Genomic DNA, 26,656 nt, shown 5'->3' with positions numbered 1-26,656 from the left:
TGCTCTATTCATTCAAGAGAATACGAGGGAAGGCGGACCATCCCGGCATACGGCGGCGACTCAGAGTCGCGCGGCGCGGACGGCGTCCGCCAGCGCCTCGATGTTTTCCCAAGGCACGTCCGGTTCGAGGACGTGCGTCGGCGCGACGACAATTCCCGCGCCCTCGCGTGCGAACCGCGCGCACTCCGCCACCACCGCGCGCACCTCGTCGGGTGTGCCAAACGGCATCGTCGTCTGCGTGCCCACCATGCCCCAGAATTTGAGATGGTGCTTGTGTGCCGCAATCACCTCGGCGGGCGGGAGGCATTCGGGTTGCACGGGGTTCAAAATGTCCACGCCGATCTCGACCAGTTCGTCAATGACCGACCGGATGTCGCCGTCGGAATGATAACGGACCCACAGCGGGCGCGTCTGGTTTTCGCGCAGGGCGTCAATCACGCGCTTGAGTCGCGGTTTGAGGTGCTGCCGCCAGAAAGGGACTGACATCATCATGCCGCGCTGCGTGCCCACGTCGTCCCCCAGCCCCACGACATCCACGCCGGCCCGCGCCACCAGACGCGCGCGCCGCACGGAAAACTCGGTGAACCAGTCCAGCAGCCATGCGCCGATTTCATTGCCTTCGATCAGGTCCTCGAACAGCACATCCATGCCGCGCCGATACCAGGCGGATTCGAAGACGGTGACTTCCATGTTGCAAACGGCGACCTTGCCGGCGGCGTGAATGGCGGCGACATCCTCGGCGAGCGTGCCCGCAGTCAGCGCCGTGTCCAAATCGGGCCAGGGCAGCGAGCGCAGTTGCCCGACCGTGGTGACGGAGGCCAGCGGGTAGAATTTCTCGCGCAGGTGATAGGCGCCATCGTGGGCGGCCTGGGCGGGGGGAACGAGGACGGCGCCGATCGGGCGAAGCTCGGCATCGGGCGGCAGGGATATGCCTTGGGCGGCGAAGGCGGCGCGCCAGCGCTCCGGGTCATCGGCGAGTTGCGGGCCGCAGTAACGGAAATCCAGGTCGAACGCCTGCGCCGCGTCGCGCGTGCCGAAACGGGCCTCGATGCGGTCGGCGATGGGTGGCGTCACGGGCAGGTCGAAAGGGAGCCATTGCGGGAGTGTTTCACCGCGGCCCGGGTTCATCATCGCGCGGAAATTTTCCAGTGAATTCATGTGTTTTTATCCTGTTTATTTGCAGATGAGGCATGTTCCCCTCGTCCGAGGAGGGCGCGCCAGCCAAGAAGCGCATTGGGAGAGTCTGGGGTCAGGCCGTTTCGTCAGGGATGCCGAGTTCCGCGAGTGTCTTGCGCAGCCATGCGAGCGACGCGGCAAGCATCGGGCCGGACTGCCCTTCACACTCAATGCTAAGCGTCCCCTGATAGCCGTGCGCATGGAGTAAACGGAGGCATTCGCGGATGTTGTTTGCATTGGCCCCTTCGCCCAATGCGCAATGGCTCAGTGCGATGCCGGTTTGTTCTCCGCGCGCGGCGGCGGCAAGCGATGGGGACACGTCTTTCACATGCACGTGGCGAACACGCGTGATGAATTTTCCCAAATAGGCCACGGGGTCCTCGCCGGCGATGAATGTATTGCCCGTATCCATGTTCAGGCCGAGCAGCGGGCTGTCCACGAAGTCAAGCATGCGTTCCACGAAATGAGGTTTGGTTGTGAAATAGCCGTGCGGCTCAATATTGATGCCAATACCATAGCGGCCGGCGACAGACACAATCCGCCGATAGGCAAGCGCCATCCATTGCATTGAGTCTTCCTCTTCCACCCCGGCGGGTTTGTGCAGGCCGTCCGTCGTGTCGATAAAGGGACAGCCGGCATGCGACGTCCAGGGAATGGCTTTTTCAATATAGGCGACGCCATGAGTGAGACCGTCGAATCCGGACAAGGGATAGGCGGCGTCAATCTGGGAAAAGGAAACGCTGCGCTCCGCCATATATTCGAGCAACTCCCTCGGATCTTCGTGCAATCCGACGTGGGGCTGGTAGCCGAGCCCGTGTATCCAGCTCACGCCGCCGAGCAACCCGCATTCAATATTATGAACATTATTGCGGGAGGCCCAGTCCACTGCATGGCGGAAAGAGACAAAAGCCGTATTGAAGGCGTCGGTATGGAATCCTATTTTCATGGTGTTTATTATTATGCGGTGAGGTGATTGCGGAGAAACGAGAGTGACCGGGATGCACAGTCTTCCGGGATGCCGGCGACGTCGCGCCAGATGCGCGTGGCTGCTGCGAGTTCGCCGAGCCCGGCCGAGAAACATTCGGCGACGACAACAGGGAGTTCGCGCGCACGGATGGCGGCAAACCATGCGGACCAGTTGATCTGGCCTGAGCCGATCGCGCCCCGGTCGTTTTCGCTTGCATGAAAGTGCAGGCAGCGGGAACCCAGTTCGCGGAAAGCCGCGATGGGGTCGCGTTCCTCAATATGCATGTGAAATGTGTCGGCCATGAGGCCGAACTCCTGATTGCCGGCTGCATCGATGACGCGGGCGCCGTCCGCGCATAGGTTGAGCACGTTGGTCTCGAAACGGTTGAGCGGTTCAAGTGCGAAACGAACAGGAGCCGGAGACCGCCAGCCCGCGAGGCGCTGGGCCAGCCGGGCGTGCAGATCGGCCTGCGCGCCGGATGCGAACTCGCCTACGGGGTGATAAAGCGGACCGATGGCCAGGTCCGCTCCGAGTGCGTGCGCGGTGTCGGCCAGCCGGCTCAGGAAATCGCTCCAGCGGCCGGCGGCATTTCGATCCGCGACTGCGGAAACACCCGCGGGCAACGCGCTGGATACCGAGACTCCCAGGTTCAAATCGCGAAGACACTTGGCGATCCCGGCAAAGGCGGACGGCTTGGGATCGAAAGTCGGCACCTCGATCCAATCGGCTCCGGCGGCGCTGAGGAGGCGCGGAAGATCATCAGGCCACGCTTCCGGCGTGGCTCCGAAGAGCATCAAGTTGATGCCGATTTTCATGGGTCAGGAGGCGTTTGTCTCGATGCTGTTCGAGAACTCCTCGAAGTGCGCAAAATGCCGGGTGGCATCCGCGCCGCTGTCATCGGCCACCATGCGCAGTCGTGCGTTCGCCGTTTCGCCGGGCTGGATGTCGCGGCCAAAAAGCGACAGGTAAAGCGAGCAGTGCTGGCCCACCTTGTCATGTGGATCATCGGCCCGGTAGGCCATGCTGACCGAGTAACAGTCCTCGCGCGAGGCCATCATGGAGACAGCCAGCCCGGTGCCGGGATTGTGATAAAATCCAATGGGCTCAGCGTAATAACGGCAGGGCGCAAAACGGGTGAAATGCCGCCCGCGCTGCCAGCGTCCATCGCAAATGAGGGCGGCGCCGTGCTCGTCGCGCGGGAAGGCGATATACATTTCGCGAAAGATCGGATTGGCGCCGGGAAACACTTGGGTCCAGCCGGGGACAACGGGCTTCTCGGCGGGCAACGAGGCCACATAGGCGCCGCCGTGGAGACTTCGGGAAATGCGGTCAAAGTAATTCGAATAAAACAACTCGTAATCCCGGAACCCGTGGCGGGCTTCGATCCGTATCGAAACATCGAACACGCCTTCGCCGCCCAGCGTGGTGCGGATTGTCAGGTCGGCAGGATGCGCGAGCGAGGCGGGCCAGCGGCATTCGATCCCGTTGTCGAGCACGGCCATCGCATGAGGCGTTTCACGTCCTTCCCCATGCCAGCCGTCACGGGACAGCAGGCGGTAAGGCAGCAGCAGCTGGCCGATGAGCGCACCGTCTTTGGTGTCGCGCGATTCGTTTTTCAAATGGAGACCGTCGGATTCAAAGAATCCTTCGATGCGTCCGGTGGAATATTCCCAGCGGGTGGTTTTCATGTATGGCGGCGGTAGAAAGTTAACGCAGGATGTTTTGTGTGGCGGCCTGAAGACAGAGGCGGAAGGACGCGGCGTTTTCCTCCAGACTCGATTCGGGCATCCGGCCTTCGTGCAACGCGGTGAAAAATTCCGTGTGAATCGCTGTCAGTGAATCCTCGCTTCGGGCGGCCTGGAATTCGACCCATTCGCCATCGTCACAGAAGGGATCGGCGTGCCTGCGTCTCAGGCAAACCCGGTTTTCGCCCTGCCATGTGAGAACGCCCATCGACCCGGTGACGGTCCATTGGCCGTTCCATCCCGTCACGGAGGACGCGGCGCTCCAGTCGCCATGATAATTCAGCCGCGCTCCGTTGCTAAAGCGGGCCAGAACATCGCAACCGGTATCCCCCACGCCCCAAGAGATCGGCGTGCGGAATCCGTCGGCGGCAACACGCTCGGGAGAGGCGCCAAGCCATGCGGCCACCATATCCATGTGATGGATGACCATCTCGATGCGAAATGGCACCGGTCCCGGCAGTTTCCCGTAGTAGAATCGGCTCGCCTTGAGATGATTCCGAAGAAACAAGCCGGCAACGGTCTCGACCTTCCCAACCTCTCCCTGCCGCAGCAGGCGGCGAACCAGCAATGCGCCCGGCGTGTAGCGATAATTCTGCGACACCATGACGACGGCGCCGGTCTTGCGTTGTCCGGCCAGCAGCGCCTCAAAATCTTCGAGCGAATGCGCCGCGGGCTTTTCCATGAGCAAGGGAATGCTTCGGGCAACCAGCCGCTTTGCGACGGGAATGCGCGCCGGGTTGGGGATGGAGAGAAAGGCGCAGTCGCAGTCAACGTCGCCGGCCATCGCCATCGCATTTGTTGTCGTGCGGATGGAAGCGATCTCGGAAGGGGCGTAATGCTCGGCGAGAACGGCGCGCGCGGCGGCCAACGCATCCTCGCTCAGGTCGCACATCGCGACAACACGCACGTCACCGCGCTGCGCGATGGCTTTCAGGTGATTAAGCGCCATGCCGCCGACGGCAAAAAACGCCATGCGCAATGCCTTGGAGGAATCGGAGTGGAGGGTTGGATTCATCGTTGTGATTAAAGCAAACAATCCCTTCTTTTTTGAATAGAGTGATTGGCAAAATTTGTGTTTTTTGGCATGGCATCCGTTTATGAAAGCCCGTCACTCTTTCCCTCTTTCTTCCCCTTGGTCGCAACCGGGGCATGTGGTTATTTCCGGGGCATTGCATAAAACTGAAACCCAAAGCCGCCGCGAACTTGATTATTTTGGCATGGTGTTTGTCACCTCGGGCCGGGGATGGTTCGAGGATGCCCGCACGCCGCGCGAGCCGGTTTCGGCGGGCGACTTGTTCTTTTTATATCCGGGCGTCTGGCACAGCTATGGTCCCGACGCGGGCGGTTGCTGGGACGAGATTTTCCTGGTGTTTTCCGGGGAGATTCCCCGTGCCTGGCAAAGGGCGGGCTGGCTGCCCGAGCGTCCGCCTTTGCTGTCGCTTGACGATGCCGCCGCCTGGGCACGAAAAATCGAAGCCGTGCCCGGCAAACGCATGCCGTGGGACGCCAAATCCTGCTGCGAGGAAATCTGCCGCTTGCAGCAACTGTTGTCCGAAGTGCTCGCCTTTCGGGAGTCGAGCCAGCCACGGCAGGAGGGCGACCGCCGATGGGCCGGGGAGGTGGACCGCCTGTTGGAGAAACAACTGCGGCAGCCGCCCGACTGGGACGCGCTGGCCGCCCGGCTGGGCATGGGCTACGAGGCGTTCCGCAAACGCTTTTCCCGCGTCTTCGGCGTGCCTCCCGTCAAGCATCTGACACGGCTACGCATCAACCGCTGTTGCGACATGCTGGCCCATCCCTCGGCTTCAAACCGCATGGTGGCGGAGACGCTGGGTTTTTGTGACGAGTATTATTTCAGCCGTTGTTTCAAGCGAATGGTCGGGATGACACCGCGCGAGTTCAGGCGTCAGATGTGGAGGATGGATTAGCAGGCGCCTGACGTCCCGGTTATTGCTTCCGGGACGGGGCGCTGCCGAAGTGCCGGCGGTAGGCCCGGCTGAAATCATTGAAATGCCGGTAGCCGAGCATGAAGGCGGCTTCCTTGACCGAGACGCCCGGATTGCCAAGGAGCTGGCGGGCGCGGTTCATCTTGATACGATGAAAATGAGCGAGCGGACTTTCGCCGGTTTGATTTTTGAAGAGCCGGTGCAGCGTGGGTTGCGAGATGCCCAGATAGTCGCAGAGGCGTCCGACGGGCTCCTGGCTGTCCGGGTGCAGGCGCATCCATGCCAGGGCGAGGGCGACCCGGCGGGCGGCGGGCTTTTCTTCGGGAACGGGTTTCATCAGCCGCAGCAGCAGAACCTCAATCTGGAACTGGCAACTCTCAAGCCAGCCACGGCTCCATTCGTCCTGGCGCAGGATTTCTTCGCGGCACATCGCATGCAGCCGACTCCACAACGGACGCCGGGTGGCGGGGATCTTTTGCAGGGCGCTGGCGTCATTCGGCATGGCGGCCAGTTCAGGATGCAGCAGCGACCGCCACATCCAGAGAAAAAATTTGCAGCTTTTGCTCCCGGAGCGTTCCCAGCCATACGGGCAGTTTTCGCGGATGAAAACAAGCTGGCCGGGAGATAGGCGGATAGCGCGATCATTCAGGATGATGGCCGGCGCGCCTTCCTCGATGCAGACGCAGACCCAGCCCTCGTGCGTGCTGGCAGGGACGCCTTGGAGGTGGAAATCGCGATGCCCCCAAGCCAGATAGAGAAGGGGAAACGCGCCGCCGCCGTCATCGCACTTCCAGAACGAGCGGTCGCGCGCGGGGAGATAGAGCCGTTTGGGGGCATGATCAGGCATAGCATCATCATTCAATCAATTTTTGCTGCGCGTTCAAGGAGCGTTTCTTCGCCCGCGCTATGCCGCAGGATCGGGATATGGGAGCAATCGCCACGCCCGCCTCCGCGCCCGTCGCCACGGGAATCATTACCGACATCCAGCGCTTCTCGCTGCATGACGGGCCGGGCATCCGCACGACGGTCTTTTTCAAGGGCTGCAACATGCGCTGTTCGTGGTGCCACAACCCGGAGACGATCAATCCGCGCCCCGAACTCCAGTTTTTCCGCTCCAAGTGCATCGGCTGCGGACATTGCAGCCCAAATTCTGATGCGGACTCCGGGTCTGGCGCCGTCATGAGTTTCACCGACGACACCGGCATGGTGCGGCATTACCGGGGCGATTGTTACGCGGAGGCTCTGGTGAGGGTAGGGCGCGAGGTTTCGCCGCAGGAGATCATCGACGAGGCGATGCAGGACATGAGTTTCTACAAAAATTCCGGTGGCGGTGTGACACTCTCAGGCGGCGAGGTGACGACGCAGCCCGGCTTCGCGCGCGAAATCCTCGCGTTGCTGAAAACGCGCGGCATTCACACGGCCATCGAAACCAACCTGTCCGTGGCGTGGGAAAAACTCGAACCGCTCCTGCCGTTGCTGGACCTGGTGATGTTCGACATCAAGCACATGGACTCCGCCGCGCACCGTGAATGGACAGGAATATCCAATAAACGGATACTGGAAAACGCCCGCCGTCTCGGCGCGCTTGGCCGTCCGCTTATCGTTCGCACGCCGGTTATCCCCGGCTTCAACGACACGGTCGCTGCGATCGGGGCTGTCGCGGCATTTGCCGCCACGCTGCCCGCGTTGGACTACTACGAACTGCTCGCCTACAATCCGCTCGGTGCGGACAAATACCGCTGCATGGGCAAACCTTATCCGCTCAAGGATGCGCCGCTGGTTCCCGGGGCCTCCATGCTGCGGTTCCGCGACGCCGCCGCGAAACACGGCATCCAGGTCCGCGTCGCCTGAGCGCTCCGCCCCGTCACTCCCCTTGGCCACTCCCACTCCGCCCGTGTCATGAAAAACCAAACTGCCTCGACCGATGCCACCGCGACCATCGCCGGAAATATCGCGACGCTTTCCTTTGCCGACCGCATGCGACGGCTCATGGAAAAAAAGCTCGCCGTCACCCAGGAGAAAATCGACCGAGAAGGAGGCATGGACGAGGGCGATTACGGACGCCATGTGGCCCCGGAGAATTTTCACTGGCAAGTCACTCCCAACCATGCCGACGGCTCCTTCTACGGCTTCACCGGCTGGACGCGGAATTTCGAAAGCCTGCTCTCGGCTCAGCCGGTGTATGTGAATCCCCACGACGCGCTGGCAGGGCAGACCTATTTTTATCTCTCGAAAATGAAAACCCCCGCGTCCGCCGCCGACGTCGCTGGCGGTGTTGCCAATCCGAAATCCCGCAAAACTCCCGGCGCCGTCGGCTACGTATGGAATCCCGATTTCGACTACTCGCATCTCAAATCTTTTCACGAGAAATACAACATCACGCACGGCATTGGCGCGGATGCGCACTACGCCTGCGACCTCGCGATGGGATTGCGGCTTGGCTGGGGCGGCATTCTGGAAAAACTCCGCCGCCATCGCGCGCTGCACGGACGCGACAAGGCGCTTTTCTATGAGTGCGAGGAACGCACCGTGCTGGCGATTCAGGGCTGGATTCGCCGCACCGTCGCGGAAATTGACCGCCGACTTCTCACCGAGCCCCATCCGCAACTCCGGGAAAACCTGCGCGTGATGAAAGCCGTGAACGAGTGGATCGCGGCGGGCGGAGCGCCACGCACGCTGCGCGAGGCCTGCCAGTGGCTCGCGTGGTTCGTGCTGGCCAAGCGCACCTACAATCGCTGCGGCGCGGGCGGCCAGCTCGACGAACTGCTCCGCCCCTACTACGAGCGCGATGCCACAGCCGGGTTGATCGACGACAAAGAGGGCGCTTTCACCATCGCCTGCCTGCTGCTGATCGATGCGCAGTATTACCAGCTCGGCGGTCCGGGACCGGACGGACGCGACATGACGAGCCGCGTGTCGCATCTCATTCTGGACGCCGCCGAATTGATGGACGGGCCATGCAACCTCACAATCCGTGTCCACGACGGCCTCGACCCCGAACTGCTCCGACGCGGCGTGCGGTTGTTGTTCCACTACAAAAAAGGCTGGCCGCGCTTCAGCGGCGACAAGGCGCTGGTGGCCGGGTTCATGCGCGCCGGTTATTCAGAGGAGCTTGCGCGCCAACGCATCGCCGTCGGTTGCAACTGGATGTCGCTCCCCGGCCTCGAATACACGCTCAACGACGTGGTGAAGGTGAACCTCGCCAAGGTCTTTGAAATCGCCTGGCTGGAGATGTTCGCCAGCACCGCCGAGCCGGATTTGGAGCGGTTGTGGGAGAGTTATCTGCGTCACCTGCGCGTGGCCGTCGAAAAAACCGCCGACGGGAATCATTTTCACATGTGCCATCAGGCGCACAACGAGCCGGAACTGGTGACAAATCTCCTGTGCCACGGTCCGGTCGAAACGGGCCTGGACATGACCGCGGGGGGCGCGAGGTATTGCAACCTCGCGATTGACGGCGCGGGCATCGCCGTCGTGGCCGATTCGTTTGCCGCGCTCGAACAGCGCGTGGTGGACGAGGACCGCCTCACTTGGGACGAGGTGCGCTGGCAGCTCGAAAAAAATTTCCCCGATATCGAGGGCGAAAGCGTGCGGCTCCTGTTGCAAGGCAGCGAGCGCTTCGGCCAGGCCACGGACAACCGTGCCGAACGCTGGGCCGTGCGTATCTCCAGGGCGTGGAGCGGCATCGTGCGCGACCAGAACCGGCGTTACCCCGAGTATAATTTCATCCCCGGACTCTTTTCCTGGGCCAACACGATCGAATTCGGCAAGGCGGTCGGGGCCACGCCGAATGGACGCCGCGCCGGCCAGCCCGTCAATCATGGCGCGAATCCGCTGCCCGGGTTCCGCAAGGACGGCGCAGTCACCGCGCTGGTCAACGCGATTGCCGCCGTGCAGCCGGGCTACGGCAACACCGCGCCGGTGCAGCTGGAGCTCGATCCGATCATCGGCGAGAGCCCGGAGGCGATTGAAAAGATCATCGCGCTCATCAAGACGATGTTCGACCAAGGCTGCACGCTGCTGAATATCAACCTAGTTGACGAGGCGCGCGTGCTTGAGGCGCACAAGGATCCCTCAAAATTTCCGGACCTCGTGGTGCGGGTGACCGGGTTCACGTCGTATTTTTCCATGCTCTCGCCTCAATTCCGCCAGCTTGTGGTGGACCGCATCCTGTCCAAACGGAAACTGTGAGGCGAAAAATGGTGCGCCTTGAAAACACGGTGGCCAAGTGGGGATGGCGTGCCATGCCCGTTGCCGAACGGCATGGCGCGGGCCATTTGGAGCATTTCAAGAAAAGTCATAGCCGTTTTCAGATGGTAGGGAGGTCTCTCCGAGACCTCCGCCGGACATGATGAAATGTTGCGAAGGCCAGAGGTATTCGCAGCGTGGTGACGGAGGCCTCGGAGAGCCCTCCCTACCCATAAATGCAGGCCATAGTTTTACTTAAAATGCTATAGGTTTCGCAGCGGTTGCGCCTGGCGGAGGAAGGGTGGAATGGCGCGGGCATCCCTCCGCGACGGGCTTCGCAAGCGAAGCCCCTACATGGCGGCTTGGTGCAAAAACGAGGAGTGTGATGAGACTAGCCGCTGTCGATTGTCAGCGTGCCCTCGCACTCCGACGTCGGCAGGGAGATCGCAAGGAGTCCGGGAATAAGCTCGTCGAATGCTATTTTTTTCCCATTCCATTCCGCATGATAATTGTGCCCGGACTTCATGCAAACGAGGAGCGACCGCCTGCCTGAAATCGGGCATGGACGAAATTTGATGGACGCATTCATGCGCGTGTTTTTCTTGTTGAAACCGACACTTGCCACCCAGGCGTCGAACCCCGTCGTCAGACGCCCCGGACAATGGCAGGCGGCATAAAAAATCATGACCGGAGTGGATAACCCTGAAAATTGATGCCAGCCGCATCCGCGGCCTGTTTCTATCAGGAAATGCTCGAAACAATGATAGGACTCCCGCACTTCCGTGTCCCATGTTTTCAACGCGCGCCCGGCGATGGCAAACGCGCGTGCCGGGCGGCCCAGATCCAGCATTGTTTTCCAGAAAAACCACTGGTGCGGAAACCAGACGCTGCCGTTCCAGTAACCGTCGTTTCTATAATAGGGGGCCGAGCGGTCCACGGCCGAAAGACCGACGGGCGTCCAGAAACGGGAGGGCGAAAATAATTGCGCCACCAGTCGCCTCTGCTTTCGGGCATTGCATATCCCAGCCACCAGCGGGAACAGTCCGTCCAGCCCCATGTTGAAGTTTGCCCCATCCGGTTCGTGATAAAGGGCGCGCAGAGGGCGGCCGTTCCTGTCGTGAAGCACATAGGAGTAAACGCCGGCGGACTCGTCCCAACTATGTTCCTCCAAGGCGCTGGAGAAAAATCTTATGTCATTTTCATAGCCTGAAACATCATCCTTAAGCCCCAGTGCCCCCGCGGCGAAACCGAGCGTCCGCGCGCAGCGGATGGCTAGCGCCGTGGTGATGACGGGGGAGACGGATGCCTCCTGCTTTTTTTCATGCACGTATCTCTGGGGCGGGTAATCATCCCATCCCCCGGAATTATAAAAATAATCCCAAGGGCGCAAAAGGCCGGATTTCAACGAACGCAACGTCGATCCATCCCCGTCTCCGCTCAAAAAGCGATAATAACGCCGTAATGAGTCGTAATGCATTCTTATGGATTTTTCCCCCTCCGGGCTTTCCGCCCCGAGGCGGTTCCACAGTTCATGGGCGAGATGTATCTGCATCGGGACCATGCTTCCATGCTGGATGAAGGCCGCGTGCGGATTGCCGGGGCTGGTGAGATATTGGGCGAGGTTTTCTTCCGCCTGCCTCGGATCGATTTCAAGCAGGCCCAGTCCTATGAATCCGGAATCCCAGGTATAGAGACTGTTCCACCAGCGGCCCGGCGGGCGGTGGCGCACATATTGGCGCTGCGTATAAACCGGGAAAACCGCGTTGCTTAACGTGGTTGCAGCCATGCGATCCTGGCTGAATGCAAAATGCTTCCCGCCGGGATTCGGCCTGAATGAGAACACAGACCGCCTCGCCCTCGCATGGGCGAACTCAAATCGCTCGGCTCGCTTCTCCGGAGCGCCTTCGAAAAAGGTGGCAAATGTTCTTTTGATTTGAGCGGGTGCGCCTTTCCATGCCAGACCCCGGAGGACGATTCTACTCCTCGGCGCAAGCACTAGGGGGCGGATGAATATATTACTGAAATGACCGGCAGTGTCCCCTTGGAGTGTTTCGTGGACATGGTCATGCACGTTATGGCGAAGAAAACAATCCAGCTCCTTGTTGAGTATCCGGCGTGTCTCAAACTGTTTTGCATCCCATGCGATTCCATAGTGTTGGCTCACATCGGGATATTTTAATATCTGCCCCGCCTTGGCGTCATCATACGGCACGCATGACGGCTGGTGACTCCAGCCTGCTTCCCGCACTCTGACATCCCCAGCCGCGGCGGGCGCAAGCGCGAGAAATGCGATTTCCTCATCCCCTTCGCCGCCCAGCGATTCCAACGTGAACACATGTCTTCCGGCCTGAAGTAATCCCAACCAGCATTCGATGTTTTCAAACCTGCCATGTCCGGATTTCAGCACTCCGATTTTTTTCTCATGATTATTTATCCCGTTTTTTTTGAGACAAAAACATCCGCTTCCCCGGAGGCGTATGATAAATCGCGCATCCCGCATCGCAGCATTCAGAGTGAACACGTAACAGGCCGAGGCCCCGGCATTGCGGGCAAAACCACCCAAACCGCTGCCATCCATGAATCCGTTCCCTCTCACTTCGCCGCGGTAGAAACCGTCCGGCATCAGATGGTTCGCCGGAGTTTGCCTTGCAAAGTCCAGCGATTCATAATCCAAAGGATGCTTTACCACGGCACCGCCGGTCTTTGCTTCCTTGGAATTTTCCCACTCGACATGGATGCGATGCAAGGATTCGTCGGAATAATTGGAAAGCGTCGGGAAATTCATTGACGCCATCGAATGCAATGCCGCGGAAACCGGCCTCGCGGTGTTATTCACAAATTCGCATCGCACAAATAATCCATCCCCGTCCGGCTGGTCCTCCGGGGCGGGCCTGAACCAGGCGGCATCCATGTAAACTTGGTCTTTCCAGACCAGTTCATGCCGGGTGCTGAAATAAGTAAAATCCGGGGCGCACTCCCAGGGATGCCAGTCGGATTCCCACGTCACATTCGGCACATCCACGCGCCGGCGATAAAGGGCGGGGAACACGCTCAGGTCGAAACGCAGCCCCCGCTTTTTGTCCGCGATATGCGAGGCTCCCGCGTAGCATTTTGAATACGGCCCCCAGTCGGAAAGAGAGAGGTCGTGATCCTTGGGGGTGAACATGGCACTCCGTTTATTGCAGTGAGTGGCTTAGCTGTCCGTCATCCCCGATTGTGACTCTGCAAATATTGCCGCCGTCGCGAAGCTCCAGCGTCTTGTCATCAATGCGAACTGCCTGGAACGCGCCGGGGTTTTCATCCGTCGACTGGATGCAAAATGCATTGAGAAATTCCATCTTTTCATCCGGGGAGGAAGCGAGTTCAAGATGGAATCCTCTTTGAAATCGTTGGGGTGTTTTTTTGGGCGTAAGCGATACTTCCACAATCGTCGGTGCGGTTTTGGCCGTCAGCCCCGTGTTCAAATTTTGCAGGACGAGTCTTGCCGGTCCATTTTCCATGACAAATCGCCCGTTGCCCAAGGACGCCGTTTGTGTGTCCGTGTGCAAACGCCATTGATAGGAGTGCTTTTTCTCCGATTGCATCCGGTCAAGAATCACAAGAAAACGCCCTTTTACCAGCAGCAGGTCGCGGCGCATTTTCTTTAGTTGCAGCGCGTCGTCATAAGCGGCGTCGAACACCGCCGTCGCCGCCGCGAAATCCGGGTCGAGGCGGACATTTTCCATGCGGATCTTTCCATATTCGCCCTGCGGTTTCCCGGTGAATGTAGCCCATGTGGTGCCGCCTTTGTGCTGGCCGGTGCCGTCAACCAAAATGGAATTATGGTCGGCGGTTTCCTTGATGCCCGTGTAGCCAGTGTCGTTTGCAAGAAAAACGCCTTTGGCAAATAATATAAATGAGCCCGCATCGGGATGCGCGTGGCCGAGCGAGGAGCGCCATTCCGGGCGTGTCGGCTGGGTAACGGCATAGCGGTGGCCGGCGGGCGGGCCGGACTTGAACGCCAGCGCCACCGCGTCGGGATCGCCCCAGCGCTGGCGCCAGTGGACGACGCCGATGTCCGGGAAATGGTGCCACGGCGGCGGCCCGTTGCGCACAGCCAGAGGCACTGGTTTTTCGGGAAATTCCGGCGCGAGCAGCAGGCGGAGTATCGCGTCGATCCGCCACAAGCCGAGCGTTGGCGCGGCCTCGCGCAGCCAGGCGCGCAGAAACACGTTGTCCTGCCGGAGCGCAAGCAGGAGCGGCGAGGCAAAATTGGTGTCGGCGGGGAGCGAATGCCACGGCGCGTCATAGCCTTTTTGTCCGGTCTTGCTGTTCGCGTCTCCGCGCGGGCCGCAATCGGCAAAGTCAAACACATGGCGTGCTCCCGGCGTGTGGATGTGCGCCAGATACAAACCGGCGTCGTGCAACGGCGGCCGGTCGAACCAGTTTTCCCCGGTGGCGCGGTCGAGCGCGAAGGCGGCGCTGACGGTGAACTGCGAGGTGAAGTTCCAGTAGCTCGCGCCCTCGAAAAACCAGCCGTCATCGGGCTGCGCGTCGAGGGCGCGGCGCAATGCGTTTCTCGCAAACACCCCCCAGCGGACGGCATCCGGGTTTTCATCCGCCAGGACGCACGCCGCCGCCAGCAGTCCGCCGACGGGAATGGAAAAATGATTTTGCGCGTAGGGATAGGTTTCCGACGTAGCCAGATCGTGGTAGGTTTGCGCGGCCTGCTTGGCGAGCGCCTTGCGCAAGGCGCTTTCCAGTTCGTGCGGCACGGAGCCTTTCAGCACATCATACATCACCGCCTGTCCCGTCAGCGCGTGCCCGGCGCGGAGATCCTCGTTGGTTTTGCCAAGCTTGCCCGTGAAAGCCACGGGTGCGCATTTTTCCAGCGTTTCACGCCATGACATCAGCAAATTCATATGCTCACCGGCGCCGCCGACGCGCCACGCACAGGCGACGCGGGCCAGCGAGAGGAACACCGCGCCGTCCACCTTGGCGGGCGGGTCTTTCGGCGGCTGGATGAGGTCGCCCGGGTTGGGACCGTATTTCTTTAACAACGCCGGGTTGGCTTTATAAAACGCGGTGGCGCGCGCGAGGTCCTGCCCGTCCGCAAAAAGGCGCGGGTGCACTCCGCGCATTTCGGGGCGGACGGAAAATTCGCCCTTGAACAATTGCGCGCGGCTGGAGGCGGCCTCATCGCCCCGCGTCCCGCCGGGTGCGAGCAGGAATATTATTGTGAACAGGAATAGTGCGCCGGCGTTTTTCATTGTTCTTTTCGAGAAAGGAGAAAACGGACGCAGCCCGCCATCAGCAAAAGCAGGAGAAAAGACGCGCCGGGCGCGCCGCCGCCGCTGAAATTGCCGCTGCCTTTGTCGAGCGATTCCGGCACGTCATAGGGCTCGATGGCGCGTGCCATCGCCGGTGTCACGGTCTCGCCCGTCTCGATGTCGAGAACCCGGATCGCCAGGTTGCCCGTGTCGGCGATAAACAGCAGGTCGCGGCGCGCATCCGCGGCGACGGCTTCCGGTTTGTTGAATTGCGCGCCGGCCAAAACGCCGTCGCGGAAGCCGGGCGCGCCCGCGGTGCCGGAGAGGGTCGCGACGGTGCCGCCGACGATGACGCGGATGAGCGAGTTTTCCGTGTCGGCCACGTAGAGCGCGCCGTCGGCGACAGTCACGCCGGAGGGAAGGCGAAAGAGCGCGGCTCCGCCCGCGCCGTCAGCGTAGCCGCTGCGAGGAGGGTTGCCGGCGACAGTGGTCACGACAAAGCCCCCGCCGGGCGCGGGCGCGGGGGTGACGGCGCGAATGGCCGAGTTGACGGAGTCGGCCACGAAGAGCGTGCTTTCGTCCTCGCTGAGCGCGAGGCCGCGCGGCGTGTTGAAATGCGCGGCGTCGGTGCCGGACACGCCCAACTCTCCGGCGATGGTCGTGACCGTGCCGCCGGCGAGCACGCGGATGGCGTGGTTGCCGGAGTCGGCGATGTAGAGCAGCCCGGCGGAGTCGAGCGCGAGGCCGGCGGGTTTGTTGAAGCGCGCGGAGGCGGCGGGGCCGTCGGCGAAAAGGGCGGAGGCGTCGGTGCCGGTGACGGCAACGGGGGCGCCGGCGAGGGTGGCGACCGCGCCGCTGGCAAGGTCCACGGCGCGGATGACGTTGTTGCCGGTGTCGGCCACGAAGAGGGTGCCGCTGCCCAGCGCGAGGCCGCGCGGGGCGTTGAAGCGGGCGGCGCGGCCGACGGCGTCAACCCAGCCGGACGGGTCGAGCGGATCGCCGGCGAGAATGTGCATGGCACCGTCGAGGTCTATATATTCGACGGTGTTTCTGACGCGGTTGGCGGCATAAATGACGCCCTTGTGGTCAACGGCCAGCGCGGATGCGCCGAGCGAGTGCGGCGGGTCAATCGTGAGCAGCACCTCGTTGCTGTACAGCGGCGGGTTGTTGCCGATGGTCGCGGTGTAGCGGAGCCGCGCGTTGTTCAGGGTTTGCGCAATTTTTTTCAGCGTGAGCACTGCGCCGTTGTTTGCCGTGGCGTAGCCGGCCGGGCCGAGCGTGGCGACACTCTTCCATTCCGCGCCATCGAAGTATTCCCAGCCGAACATCGCGCCGGTGATGGACGCGCTGGAGAGCGAGGCGTTGAACTCGAGGTCGCCGCCGGCGGTCATGTGCGCGGGCGCGATTTGTCCGAGGGTCGGCGTGAGCAAATACGACTTGGTGGACTCGATGACGAGCGTGAGATGCACCGGCTGCGGCGGGTCGTCGTCGGACATTTTGTCCAGCTCGACCGTGATAGCCGCCTTGCCGGTCTCGGGGATGCCCGCGGGCACCCTGGTGATCACGATGATCGTGTCGGAGTCGCGCCGCCAGTCGGTCGAAGGCACCTCGACGCCGCCGACGCTTACCTTGGTAATCGCGCCCAGCGTCGTCGCGGTGTCCGGGCCGGGAAAATCTTTGCCCTGAATCGTCAGGCTTTCGCCGGGCAAGAACATGCCGGGTGCGATGCCCGTGATGGTCGTGGTGGTCGGTGGCGGCGTGGTGCGCTCCTCGAGTTGCGCCTTGTAGAGCGAGGTCGGATTCAGGCCGGTTTGGTTGGTGCCTTCAATAATGCCGCCGGTGCTGTTGTCGGTGGTGTTGCCGAAGCAGCCGATGGCGTAGTTCTGCGCTGTCGGCGGTTTTTCCGCGATGATGGCCCAGGTGGGAACCGCGTCGGGGGCGCCGCCGGAGTTGCTGCGCCAGATCACCGAGTTCGCCGCCGACCAGCCGTGGCTCTGCACCGTGCCTTGGTTTTTCCGGTTGTGCAGCGCGATGGTTTTCGGGAGGCCGGTGTAGGCGGGGTGACGGATTTCCACGTTGTCGTAAAGCAACGCTTGCGCCCAGTGGCGATGCCCCTCGACGGTGTGCAGACTGTAGTCGGCCACGCTGTTCAGGAACACGATGCCCGAGGTCGTCGCGCCCGCCCCGTCGGTGATAAACGAGTGTCGGCCGTTGCGCGCGTAGCACTCCTGAAACAGCACCAACTGCGCACCGCTCGCGTAGAAATTGTAGCGGCGCGAGCCGTTGATGGCGGAGTGCGGCTCGATGGCCCGGCAGCGCAGCACCGTCGCGCGCGTGCTGTTGCCGCCGACGTAAATCCCGGCGCACACGAAGTGCCGCGCGGTCGTGTCGCGCACCCAGCAGTTTTCCGTCTCCACCAATTCGACCGCGTTCATGGCGTGGTTCTCCGTGCTCGGCCCTTCCGTCACGATATCTATAAAAAGATTGTCCACCGCCGAGCGCGTGGTGATGCCGGTCGCGTCGTAGCGAAACACGTGGCTTTGCGAAAGCGACTTTTTCAACGTGTTAAACACCGGCGCGTCCACGGTCAGCGTCTTCGTCGCCTCATCCACGTTGGTAATATAACGGTGGTAGCGCAGGTCGAAATTGCCCGCCTGCCACGGCAGGAAACCCGCCTCCGCGCCCGTCGCGCCGCCTTGGTCAACCGCGTCAATCCATGCCTGCGTGGAGGGGTGCCGGATAATAATCGCGTCGCCTTCGTGGTAAAGCGACGGATTTTCCACCTGGAAGCTGGTTTCCCCGACATACACCACGTCGGAAGTGATGTTGCTGCGCGTATCAGGAATTTCGGCTACATATTGGTCGGTAAAATACGGGTCGGCGCTCACACCCTTTTGCCCGCCGATTTTGACCACTGGGGCCGTGCCGGTGCCGGTGCGGCGGATGACGGTGTTGGCCGTCGCGTCTTCCGAGGCGCCGCCCTCGCCGGCCAGCACCACGCCGGAGTAGGGGATGCGAATCGTGTCGCTGACTTCGTAGAGACCCTTCGCAAGCAGCACCGCGCCGCGGTAGCCGTTTTCGTCGGGCGTCATTGCGCCGACCTCGTCAATCGCGGCCTGGATTTGCGCGAGGTTGTCACCGGCGGAGGCAGACACGTTTTTTTTCACCGGCACCTGGCCGCTGCCGGAGCCGACGAGCGGGGGTTCCACGCCGCCGCCCATGTAGCCGGCGTGGCTGAAATCGGGAATGCGGTTGCCTTCCGCGTCGCTCTGGTAGCTGAAACGGCCCGCGCTGTCGGGCGTCGCCCAGTCCGAGGTCCATGTTTGGGCGGGCGCGGGGCTGACGGTGAGCGTGCCCGCCGCGCTGTCGGTTTGCCCCGAGGCGTTGCTCACGGTCACGGAATACACGCCGCCGTCCGCCTCCTGTGCGCCGGGCAGGCGCAGCACCGCCGAGTCCGGTGCGCCGGTGATGGGGGTGCCGTCCTTGAACCATTGGTAATGCGTCTGCGACTCGCTGGCCGCGGTGACAGACAGGATGACGGAGTCGCCGACCGTCACCGAGCGGTCGCCCAGCGGACCGACAATCACAGGGCGCGCGGAATCGGTTTCCACCTTCAGTCCGTGGACGGTGACCGCGCCGATGGTGCCGTTCGTTTTGCCGATGGCAAAGGTATCGAACGCGGTGACACTGTTTGCCGAGGTATCCGTGTAAGTATGATAACATTTCTCCACGCCGCCGGCATCTTTGATGGAAAATTCGAACAACAGGCTGCTCTCGGCCTGTCGGGTGAGTTTGAAAATGCCTGTATAGATTTCATCGGGCGTCAGAGGCTCCGTCTGACCGTTGTTGGCAGCGTTGGTTATCAGTTTTGTATAGGCGTTCAGGCTGTTCAGGAGCGCCTGCCTGTCGGTGTCGTTGCCGACGTCGCGCCGCCGGACATTGGCGTTTTTCGTGCTGGCATTGGGGTTGATCAGCATCAGGTATCCATTGTATCCCCTGAAAATCGCGTTTGACACTCCGATTTGATCCGCGGCGGCACGGCCTCCCGCCGAATTGAATATGCCGATGCGCACGACCCCGTCGGCGGACGGCAACACACTGGCGCCGCTCGCCGGAGTCAGGGAGAACTTGAAACTGATGGTCAGCGTGTCACCGACAGGCACCGTGGCGAACACGCCTTCGTTGGTGAAATTGCCGATGATAAAGTGGCCGTTGCCAGTGGTGCTCATGGCAAAGGCCCCCGTGGTTTCGGTGAGACTGGACGAAGCGGTCGAGCCATACCACTCGGCGCTGCGCGGCACGTCGAGCGTCTTGCGCGCATTGGAGTTGGTGGTGCCGGGCAGGGAGGACGAGAGGTCGTCGTCCATGATGACGGTGGCGTGCAAAGACGGGAATCCCAGGAACAGGACACCGAGTAGTCCGGCGAGGGCGTAATTTCGAAGGCAGGAATATGATTTCATAATTTCAAGGGGAGGTGGTGTGATTGTCGGGTTATGGGTATGAGGTTTTGGCGAACGCAGTGATAGGCGGGAAGGAGGATAGCGGCGCGAAAAAATAGCGGGGATTTCGGGCACTTGGGTTTCTTCTGAGATTGGGCCTGATGCGGGTACTGGGTAATGTGATTTACGGCCAATTTCCGGTTTTTGCGCGTCCAGACAACGTTTGTTGTGTTCACTCATGCGAATGGGCTCTGGTGTCGGATTTGAAGTGGAAGAGGCAATGCAAAGAAGGGGCCTTCTTTCTTCTTTATCTTTCGTCAGAAGCGCGGGGTAGGGGAATGAGGTTTCGGGAGAGGCAACCGTTTGCCAAGAGAAAGGATAAGAAGGAAAAATTCCGGCAGACGGTCCTCGTTTCGAGTCTCCCTGCAAAAGCAACCCTGGTCATTGCACTTGACAAGGAAGAGGATTGCCGGGTCATTCACTCAAGCGAGCAAGAGCAGAAAAGTAACAATTCATCGTTTGCCCCCAAATGGAATTACCCACGCAAGCAGACATCGCGAAAATCGCAAAAGTCCACCGAACCACGGTGAGCCTGGCGCTCAAGGACGACCCGCGCATCCCGGAGAAGACCCGCCGTCGCATCCATAAGATAGCGGAAAAGCTCGGCTACAAACCCGACCCCATGCTTTCGGCGCTGATCGCCCGCCGTGTGCACCGGCAAGAGCGCCCGTTCCAAGGCACCCTCGCCTGGCTGGTCAATAATGAGGGCGCATGGGACTGGCGTCCGATTTTCCACGAGTATCATGAGGGCGCGGTGAACCGCGCAAAGCGTTATGGATATAATATAGAGATATTCGATCTTGCAAATCCCCCCGGCATGACCCTTGCCCGCATGGGGGCCATCCTCGCGGCGCGCAATATTCGTGGCATCCTGGTGACCCCGCAGCCCCGGACGGATGTGGATTTGACGGCTTTCCCTTGGGAAAAATTCTCGGCGGTGGCTTTCGGCTATTCCCTTAAAAAACCGCAATTGCACACGGTGGGATCGGCGCAGTTTCGCGGGTTGAAACTGACAATGCGCAGTCTGCTGGGGATGGGTTACAAGCGAATCGGCTTTGTGTTCACCCTGCACCACAATGAGGTCGTCGATCACAATTATCTGGGGGCTTATCTGGCGGAGGAATATCTGCGCACGGGCGGGTCGCCACTCATCCCGCCGCTCATCGCGACGGATGATTTCAAGTCCTGGTATGAGCTGCACCGCCCCGAGGTGGTGATCGCGAGCAGCGGCGGGCGTTTTATACAACGCATCCGCGACGCGGGGCTGAAAATCCCGGAGGACGTTGGCGTGGTGTGCCCGTTCTTCCCGTCGAGGCACGATCCATGGTCCGGCGTTTACGAAAATTCCGTGCATATTGGCGAGGTCGCGGTGGATACGGTTGTCTCCATGATTCACCGCGGCGAGCGTGGCGTCCCGGAAACCCTGCAACGAATCATGATCGATGGCGTTTGGGTGAACGGCAAAACGCTTTTGCCTCCAAACCCCCGGCCTTGACCATGCAGCCTGTCTCCAGGACCCTGGTAGTAATACATCTCAAACAGGATTATATACAGGTGTTTCTGCGCGCGTATGGCGGAACGGTGGAGGTGCGGCTCAAGGTGATGCCACTTCATTAATAAATCGTTCTCGAACCACCCCGGGAAAAGAAAACAGGCCAGAAAACGGGAATGACTGCAGAGGATCTGCCTGGCATTTGGTTGCATTAGGATGCCGCGTTGATTGCGTTCGCGTGAGTGAATGAAATGGGCGTTGCTCCGACGCCGCGGGACGAATCAATTTTGCCCCAGTCAATTTCAAGCCTCCAATAAAACTGCCCCGCTGGTTTCCCGCCTGATGATTTTCACTGCATCCCCACGAAAATAATTTTGCGACATTACCCATGAATACACTGATACAAAACTCCGTCTCCCGCCGCATGGCAGTTGCCTGCATGTGCTTTTGCCTGACTCACCTTGGCGTCAACGGACAAGCCCAGGGAGCCCCTTCTCCCGGCGGCGGAACCGGGGAGGACTCGGAGATCGTGACGCTGGAGGAGTTCACCGTCACTACCAGCGCCATGAGCGAGTATGTCGCGGCGGAGACCATCAGCGGCACCCGCGTCGCCATCAAGCTCCGCGACCTGCCGTTTTCCGTCAATGTCGTCACCAGTGAGTTTCTCGACGACTTCACCGCCTTCGAGTTCATCGAGCAGACCAGCTACACCAGCGGCGTCGTCGGCTACGAGTCGCTGCACAGCGGCTATTCCGTGCGCGGCATCGATGCGAACGTGCAACTGCGCAACGGCTTCCGGCGCATCGGCCTGATTGACAAGGTCAATGTTGACCGCATGGAAGTCATCAAGGGCGCCGCCGCCTCAATCTACGGCACCGTGATGCCCGGAGGCACGGTGAATATAATAACCAAAAAACCGAAGGCCAAGCCGGAGCAGTCCCTCTCGTTCGCCACCGGCAGCGACAACCTGTTTCGCGCGCAGGCCTCCTCCACCGGCCCGCTCGATAAAGCCAAAAGATTCCTCTACCGGGTGGACATGGCCGTCCATAAAACCGACTACGACATCCCCTACAAACGCATGGAGCAATGGACCGTCGCCCCGCAGTTCCTCTGGAAACTCGGTCGCCACACCAGCCTCTCGCTGGAATACGAATACCTCAAGCGCTACGACGATGCCACCGCCTACATTCCCTACGCCATCTCCCTCCAGCCCGATCTTTGGCGCCGCCAGCCCGGCGACGGGCTTTTCCCCGACCAGGACACGCCGAACACCGCGCTCATTTACGGCGACACCAATGCGATCCACAACCCCGCCCTGTTCAACTTCAACGCCGCCGGCCCCAACTCCAAGCAGAGTCGCTATACCCACACCGTCTCGGCCACCTTCGAGCACCGTTTCACCCGCAACATTTCACTCCGCAGCAGCTTCAACTGGTATGAGCGCGGGCGCACCCGCTCCGAGTTTTCAGGGCGCAATGTCTATGACCCGACCAGTGACTCCATCGCCGCCGGCACCGCCGTTTACTGGCCCAACGGGCAGGGCAGCGCCGCCTGGCAGACCGACCTCCTCGCCAATTGGAAAACCGGCGCGCTCAACCACGTGACGCTCTTTACGCTCGATTTCCAGCGCCTGACCGAGTGGCAGAAGCGGTATGACGGCAACACCCAGAATGTCCGCATCGTCAACACTGTCACCGGCGCGGCCGCCACGCGGGCCATCCCGCTCATTTATCCCGGCGCGCGCGAGGCCATCGCCGCGCTCCCCACCGCCGTCGTCGGCAATGCGACCCTGCCCTACCTCGAACTCAACGGCGTGGGCAGCCACTGGATGCTCGGCGAAGCCGACACCGTGCTCAATTATAACACCACCCTCGGCATTCCCCGCTCCAATGCTTATAACAAATTCTACCGCTACGAGGACTACCCCGAATTATATCACGCCCAGTCCTACGACGAGGACAACTCGCTCGACATTTACGGGGCGTTCCTCAGCCACCGCATCACTCTCTGGGAAAACCGCGCCACGCTTTTCGGCGGCGTCCGCTACGACTATCTTGACAATCACGCGCGCGATTTTCTCGGCGGCACCGACCGCGCACGGGCCAATGATGCTGTCAGCTACCAGTTTGGCGCCAACTTCCGCATCGTCAATTCCCTCACCGCCTACGTGAACATGGCCAGTTCCTTTACCCCGGATTTCACTGCCGGCAGCCGCCCCAAATACGACGAGGACACCGGGACGATGCGGCTCGAAACCTTCGACATTCCCAATGAACACGGAGTCAGCAAGGAGATCGGTTTCAAGGCCGGTCTTTTTGGGGAAAAGCTTGTCTTCACCCTCGCCTATTTCGACATCAAGCGCGAAAACATAAAACGCGAGGCCCGCTATTTCGACGAAGCCTCCAACGCCGAGGTGCTCTACGATGTCATCAACGGCTCCGAAACCTCCAAGGGCGTCGAGTTTGACTACAACTGGGCCATCATTCCCAACCAACTCCAGATATTCGGCCAGTATGGCTATATCAAATCCGAGATTCACAACGCCGGCAGCACCCCTGGCTTCAACGGCGGCCCCACGCTCCGCACCCCCGAACACCGCGCCGCCACCGGCGTGAAATATAATTTCCGTTCCGGTCCGCTCAAGGGTCTTTATATAACCGCCGGGTTTCGCTACGAGGGCAGGTCCCGCGGCGTTTCCGGCAGCGCTCGCCGTATCCGTGGCACGCAGGTCACCGACACGCTTCCTTTCGTAAACAATCCCTATCCCAATGGCGATCTTCCCTTCCCGAACGAACCCGCCGGCAAAGTCCTCTACGCCGCCGACGCCGCGAACGACCTTGTCATCTATCTGCCCGACGGACGCGAAACCATCTACAACCCGACCTATCGCCTCTTCGAGGCCGGCGTCGGCTACTCATGGAAAACCGGCCGCACGCGCCACAAAATCCAGCTCAATGTCCGCAACCTGTTTGATGAAATCTATACCTACGGTGCAAACGCCCCCGGTGCGGAGCGGAATTTTGTTTTTACCTACGAAATCAAATATTGATCCCGCATTATTCATCGTTCCAATTCCTCTTCATTCCTTCGTCAGGAACGAGAAAGAATAAAGAAACGGGCTATGTTGACTTTTCCAGAATTGAATCCGCCCACCTGTCGCGGACGTTTTTTCAAACTTCCGCCCAATCGCGTCTGGCGTTCCTATCAGGGCGGGCGGACGCTTGATGAAATCGCCGGGGATGAAAACCCCGCCGACGGTCATTTCCCGGAGGACTGGATCGCATCCCTCACCGCCGCGAGCAACCCCGTCCCGTCCTCTCCGGACGAGGGGCTGTCGGCCGTCGAATTGGACGGGAAAAAACACCTCCTGCGCGACTTGATTGCCGTTGATCCGCTGCATTTTTTGGGGCGAGCCCATCTCGACCACTTTGGACCGAATCCGCATATTCTGGTCAAGTTTCTGGACTCGGCCATCCGGCTGCATTTTCAAGTCCACCCCTCGCGTGAATTTGCGCGTCGTTTTCTCGACGCGCCATCGGGAAAAACCGAGGCATATCATGTCCTCGGTGTGCGCCCGGGGCACGAGGGCGTGCTTTGGCTGGGCTTCCAACGCCCGCCCTCGCGCGGCGAATTGCGACGCATGATCGAGGCACAGGATATCCCCGCGCTGAAAGCCTGTTTCGATCCCGTGCGTGTGCGTCCGGGCGACACATTCATCGTTCCCGGCGGCACGCCGCACGCGCTTGGCTCCGGCCTGTTCGTGGTGGAAATGCAGGAGCCCAGCGATCTGGTCGTCCGCTTTGAATTTGAACGCGGGGGGTATGTTCTTCCGGAAAGCGCCCGTTTCATGAAGCGCGGGCTGGATTTCTGCCTCGATATTTTCGACCTGGCTCCGCGTCCGCTGACAGACACGGGAAATCCGTTCAAATGCGCGCCCGCCCGGAGCCGCGCCCTCTCCGCGCAATCCCGCGAGGACGACTTGATAAACAGTGAGTTCTTCAGGATGAAAAAACTGCGCGTGGCGGACACCGTCACCCTCGCCCCCGACAGCTTCACTCTGGCGATTGTCACCTCGGGCGCATGCCGCGCCACCGCGTTGTCATCCGGATATTCGGCAACGCTCTCCCCATACGAAAAAATCGTCCTTCCTGCCGCCCTCGGTCCCCTGCGCCTCGATCCCCTCGCCCACGCCGAAATCCTCCTCTGCCAGCCGCCCGTTCCCAGTTTTTAGTATGTCCCTTTGGAAAAAATCAGCCAACATGATGCCCGCCCCGATTTTATTTTCCCAATAAATGAACCATGATGCGGCCTAAAAACAGCCAATGCGATGACACGGCACAATCCAGGCCAAAGACCGCGGACCGATCCGAGATAGAGGCGGTTTTGCGTTGTGAGCCGTCGCGCGCCGCCCCGCTTTTTCTGCCGGCCATCTACGAGCACAAGGCTTGGTTTGTCCAATGCACGCCGTCAGCGGTGGCGCGCGACAGCAGGCTGATGGCCAGGGCGCTCCTTGCGGAATATGAAACGCTCGCCCCGGATGCGCTGACGGTGGGCATTGATGTGTATAATATCGAGGCCGAGGCCGTCGGTTGTTCCGTCGTCTATTATGAAGGAGCTGATACTTCCGTGCCAAGCATTGGCAATCATGTTTTCAGGGAGGGGGATGACCTGACGGGGGCGCCGTTGCCGCATCCCTTGCGGGACGGGCGCATGCCGATTAATATACAAGCCGCGTGTGATGTGCGGCGTGCCCTGGGTGCTGATTTCTGGCTGCGCGGAGCGGTCTCCGGTCCGTTTTCGCTGGCGGTTTCGCTGGTCGGCGCCGATGCGCTGTTCATGGCCTGTCTCGAATCCCCTGAATGGGTGAATGGCGTGTTGGATTATGCAAGGCACGTGGTGCAGGAATATGCCAAGGCTTATATTGATATCGGGGCCGGGCTGATGATTTTTGACTCCCAGGCGTCGCCCGCCCTGATTTCGCCCGCCATGTATGAGCGGCTGGTCCTGCCCGTCACCCAGAAGCTCATACAATGGATGGCCGCGCAGGGCGTGCGCGATGTGCCGCTGGTCATCGGCGGCGACACCCTGCCTATCGCCCGATCGCTGGTGCAAACCGGGGCAAACAACTTGTTATGCGATTTCACCGCCGATGTCACCGCGTGGCTCGACATTTGCCGCGAAGCCAGGTGTGCCCTGCGCAGGAATATTTCCCCGAGCCTGCTCCAAACGGAGTCGCCCGAACAAATATACGCGCATGCCCGCGCGGAAGTGACACGCGGCACAGGCTTCCCGGGCTTCATCATGGGGACCGGGGTTATTCCATACGGAACTCCCTCTGAAAACCTTCTCGCCGTCAGACAGGCCTGCCGGGACTCTGCCTGAGGGAGTGTTTCT

At 60.8% G+C, this 26,656-nt stretch carries 16 protein-coding genes; 7 read left to right on the top strand and 9 right to left on the bottom strand.

From position 1 onward, the window contains the following. Nucleotides 1-60: 60 nt before the first annotated feature. The 5 genes from OH491_RS04540 to OH491_RS04520 form a co-directional block, all read right to left on the bottom strand. Nucleotides 61-1,158 carry a uroporphyrinogen decarboxylase family protein gene (locus OH491_RS04540; protein WP_068769131.1) on the bottom strand — a complete coding sequence of 366 codons (1,098 nt, stop codon included), beginning with the start codon at nt 1,156-1,158 and terminating at the stop codon, nt 61-63. A gap of 91 nt (nt 1,159-1,249) precedes the next feature. Then, a complete protein-coding gene (locus OH491_RS04535; protein WP_068769132.1) occupies nt 1,250-2,122 on the bottom strand; it encodes a sugar phosphate isomerase/epimerase family protein in 873 nt (290 codons plus the stop codon). Nucleotides 2,123-2,133: 11 nt separating this feature from the next. After that, a complete protein-coding gene (locus OH491_RS04530) occupies nt 2,134-2,958 on the bottom strand; it encodes a sugar phosphate isomerase/epimerase family protein (RefSeq protein ID WP_068769133.1) in 825 nt (274 codons plus the stop codon). Nucleotides 2,959-2,961: 3 nt separating this feature from the next. Further along, nucleotides 2,962-3,831 carry a hypothetical protein gene (locus OH491_RS04525; protein WP_068769134.1) on the bottom strand — a complete coding sequence of 290 codons (870 nt, stop codon included), beginning with the start codon at nt 3,829-3,831 and terminating at the stop codon, nt 2,962-2,964. Between the two features lie 19 nt (nt 3,832-3,850). Further along, nucleotides 3,851-4,903: a Gfo/Idh/MocA family protein gene (locus OH491_RS04520; RefSeq protein ID WP_068769135.1), complete on the bottom strand. Its 1,053-nt coding sequence runs from the start codon at nt 4,901-4,903 to the stop codon at nt 3,851-3,853. Nucleotides 4,904-5,057: 154 nt separating this feature from the next. Here OH491_RS04520 and OH491_RS04515 point away from each other — a divergent pair, with 154 nt between their 5' ends. After that, on the top strand, nt 5,058-5,816 hold the full coding sequence (locus OH491_RS04515; protein ID WP_068769136.1) for a helix-turn-helix domain-containing protein: 759 nt from the start codon (nt 5,058-5,060) through the stop codon (nt 5,814-5,816). A gap of 19 nt (nt 5,817-5,835) precedes the next feature. Here the strand turns inward: OH491_RS04515 and OH491_RS04510 are convergent, their stop codons facing one another. Continuing rightward, a complete protein-coding gene (locus tag OH491_RS04510; protein WP_068769137.1) occupies nt 5,836-6,681 on the bottom strand; it encodes an AraC family transcriptional regulator in 846 nt (281 codons plus the stop codon). A gap of 77 nt (nt 6,682-6,758) precedes the next feature. Between OH491_RS04510 and OH491_RS04505 the strand changes: the two genes are divergently transcribed. Together OH491_RS04505 and OH491_RS04500 are read left to right on the top strand one after the other, a co-directional pair. Then, complete coding sequence (locus OH491_RS04505; protein ID WP_068769138.1) at nt 6,759-7,685, top strand: glycyl-radical enzyme activating protein; 927 nt, start codon at nt 6,759-6,761, stop codon at nt 7,683-7,685. Nucleotides 7,686-7,733: 48 nt separating this feature from the next. After that, the gene (locus tag OH491_RS04500; protein ID WP_084441889.1) at nt 7,734-10,025 is read left to right on the top strand and encodes a pyruvate formate lyase family protein; all 2,292 of its coding nucleotides are present in this window, start codon (nt 7,734-7,736) and stop codon (nt 10,023-10,025) included. 388 nt (nt 10,026-10,413) lie between these two features. On the opposite strand, the gene OH491_RS04495 is transcribed toward OH491_RS04500, so the two are convergent. The 3 genes from OH491_RS04495 to OH491_RS04485 form a co-directional block, all read right to left on the bottom strand. Beyond that, complete coding sequence (locus OH491_RS04495) at nt 10,414-12,858, bottom strand: MGH1-like glycoside hydrolase domain-containing protein (protein WP_342750874.1); 2,445 nt, start codon at nt 12,856-12,858, stop codon at nt 10,414-10,416. A gap of 340 nt (nt 12,859-13,198) precedes the next feature. Beyond that, on the bottom strand, nt 13,199-15,271 hold the full coding sequence (locus OH491_RS04490) for a heparinase II/III domain-containing protein (protein ID WP_068769140.1): 2,073 nt from the start codon (nt 15,269-15,271) through the stop codon (nt 13,199-13,201). Beyond that, on the bottom strand, nt 15,268-19,731 hold the full coding sequence (locus tag OH491_RS04485) for an immunoglobulin domain-containing protein (RefSeq protein WP_068769141.1): 4,464 nt from the start codon (nt 19,729-19,731) through the stop codon (nt 15,268-15,270). Before OH491_RS04485 ends, OH491_RS04490 begins: the two co-directional genes overlap by 4 nt. 508 nt (nt 19,732-20,239) lie before the next feature. Here OH491_RS04485 and OH491_RS04480 point away from each other — a divergent pair. From OH491_RS04480 to OH491_RS04465, 4 genes are all read left to right on the top strand, one after another. Continuing rightward, on the top strand, nt 20,240-21,265 hold the full coding sequence (locus tag OH491_RS04480; RefSeq protein WP_068769142.1) for a LacI family DNA-binding transcriptional regulator: 1,026 nt from the start codon (nt 20,240-20,242) through the stop codon (nt 21,263-21,265). Between the two features lie 385 nt (nt 21,266-21,650). After that, nucleotides 21,651-24,311, top strand: a complete 2,661-nt coding sequence (locus tag OH491_RS04475) for a TonB-dependent siderophore receptor (RefSeq protein ID WP_068769143.1) — start codon at nt 21,651-21,653, stop codon at nt 24,309-24,311. A 90-nt stretch (nt 24,312-24,401) separates the two neighbouring features. Next, a complete protein-coding gene (locus OH491_RS04470) occupies nt 24,402-25,493 on the top strand; it encodes a class I mannose-6-phosphate isomerase (protein ID WP_334319092.1) in 1,092 nt (363 codons plus the stop codon). Nucleotides 25,494-25,561: 68 nt separating this feature from the next. Continuing rightward, nucleotides 25,562-26,644, top strand: a complete 1,083-nt coding sequence (locus OH491_RS04465) for a uroporphyrinogen decarboxylase family protein (RefSeq protein ID WP_068769145.1) — start codon at nt 25,562-25,564, stop codon at nt 26,642-26,644. Nucleotides 26,645-26,656: the final 12 nt, after the last annotated feature.

Origin of the sequence: Termitidicoccus mucosus, from assembly GCF_038725785.1 — a bacterium.
GTDB classification, from domain to species: domain Bacteria; phylum Verrucomicrobiota; class Verrucomicrobiia; order Opitutales; family Opitutaceae; genus Termitidicoccus; species Termitidicoccus mucosus.
This window is presented reverse-complemented; position numbering and strand designations above follow the sequence as displayed.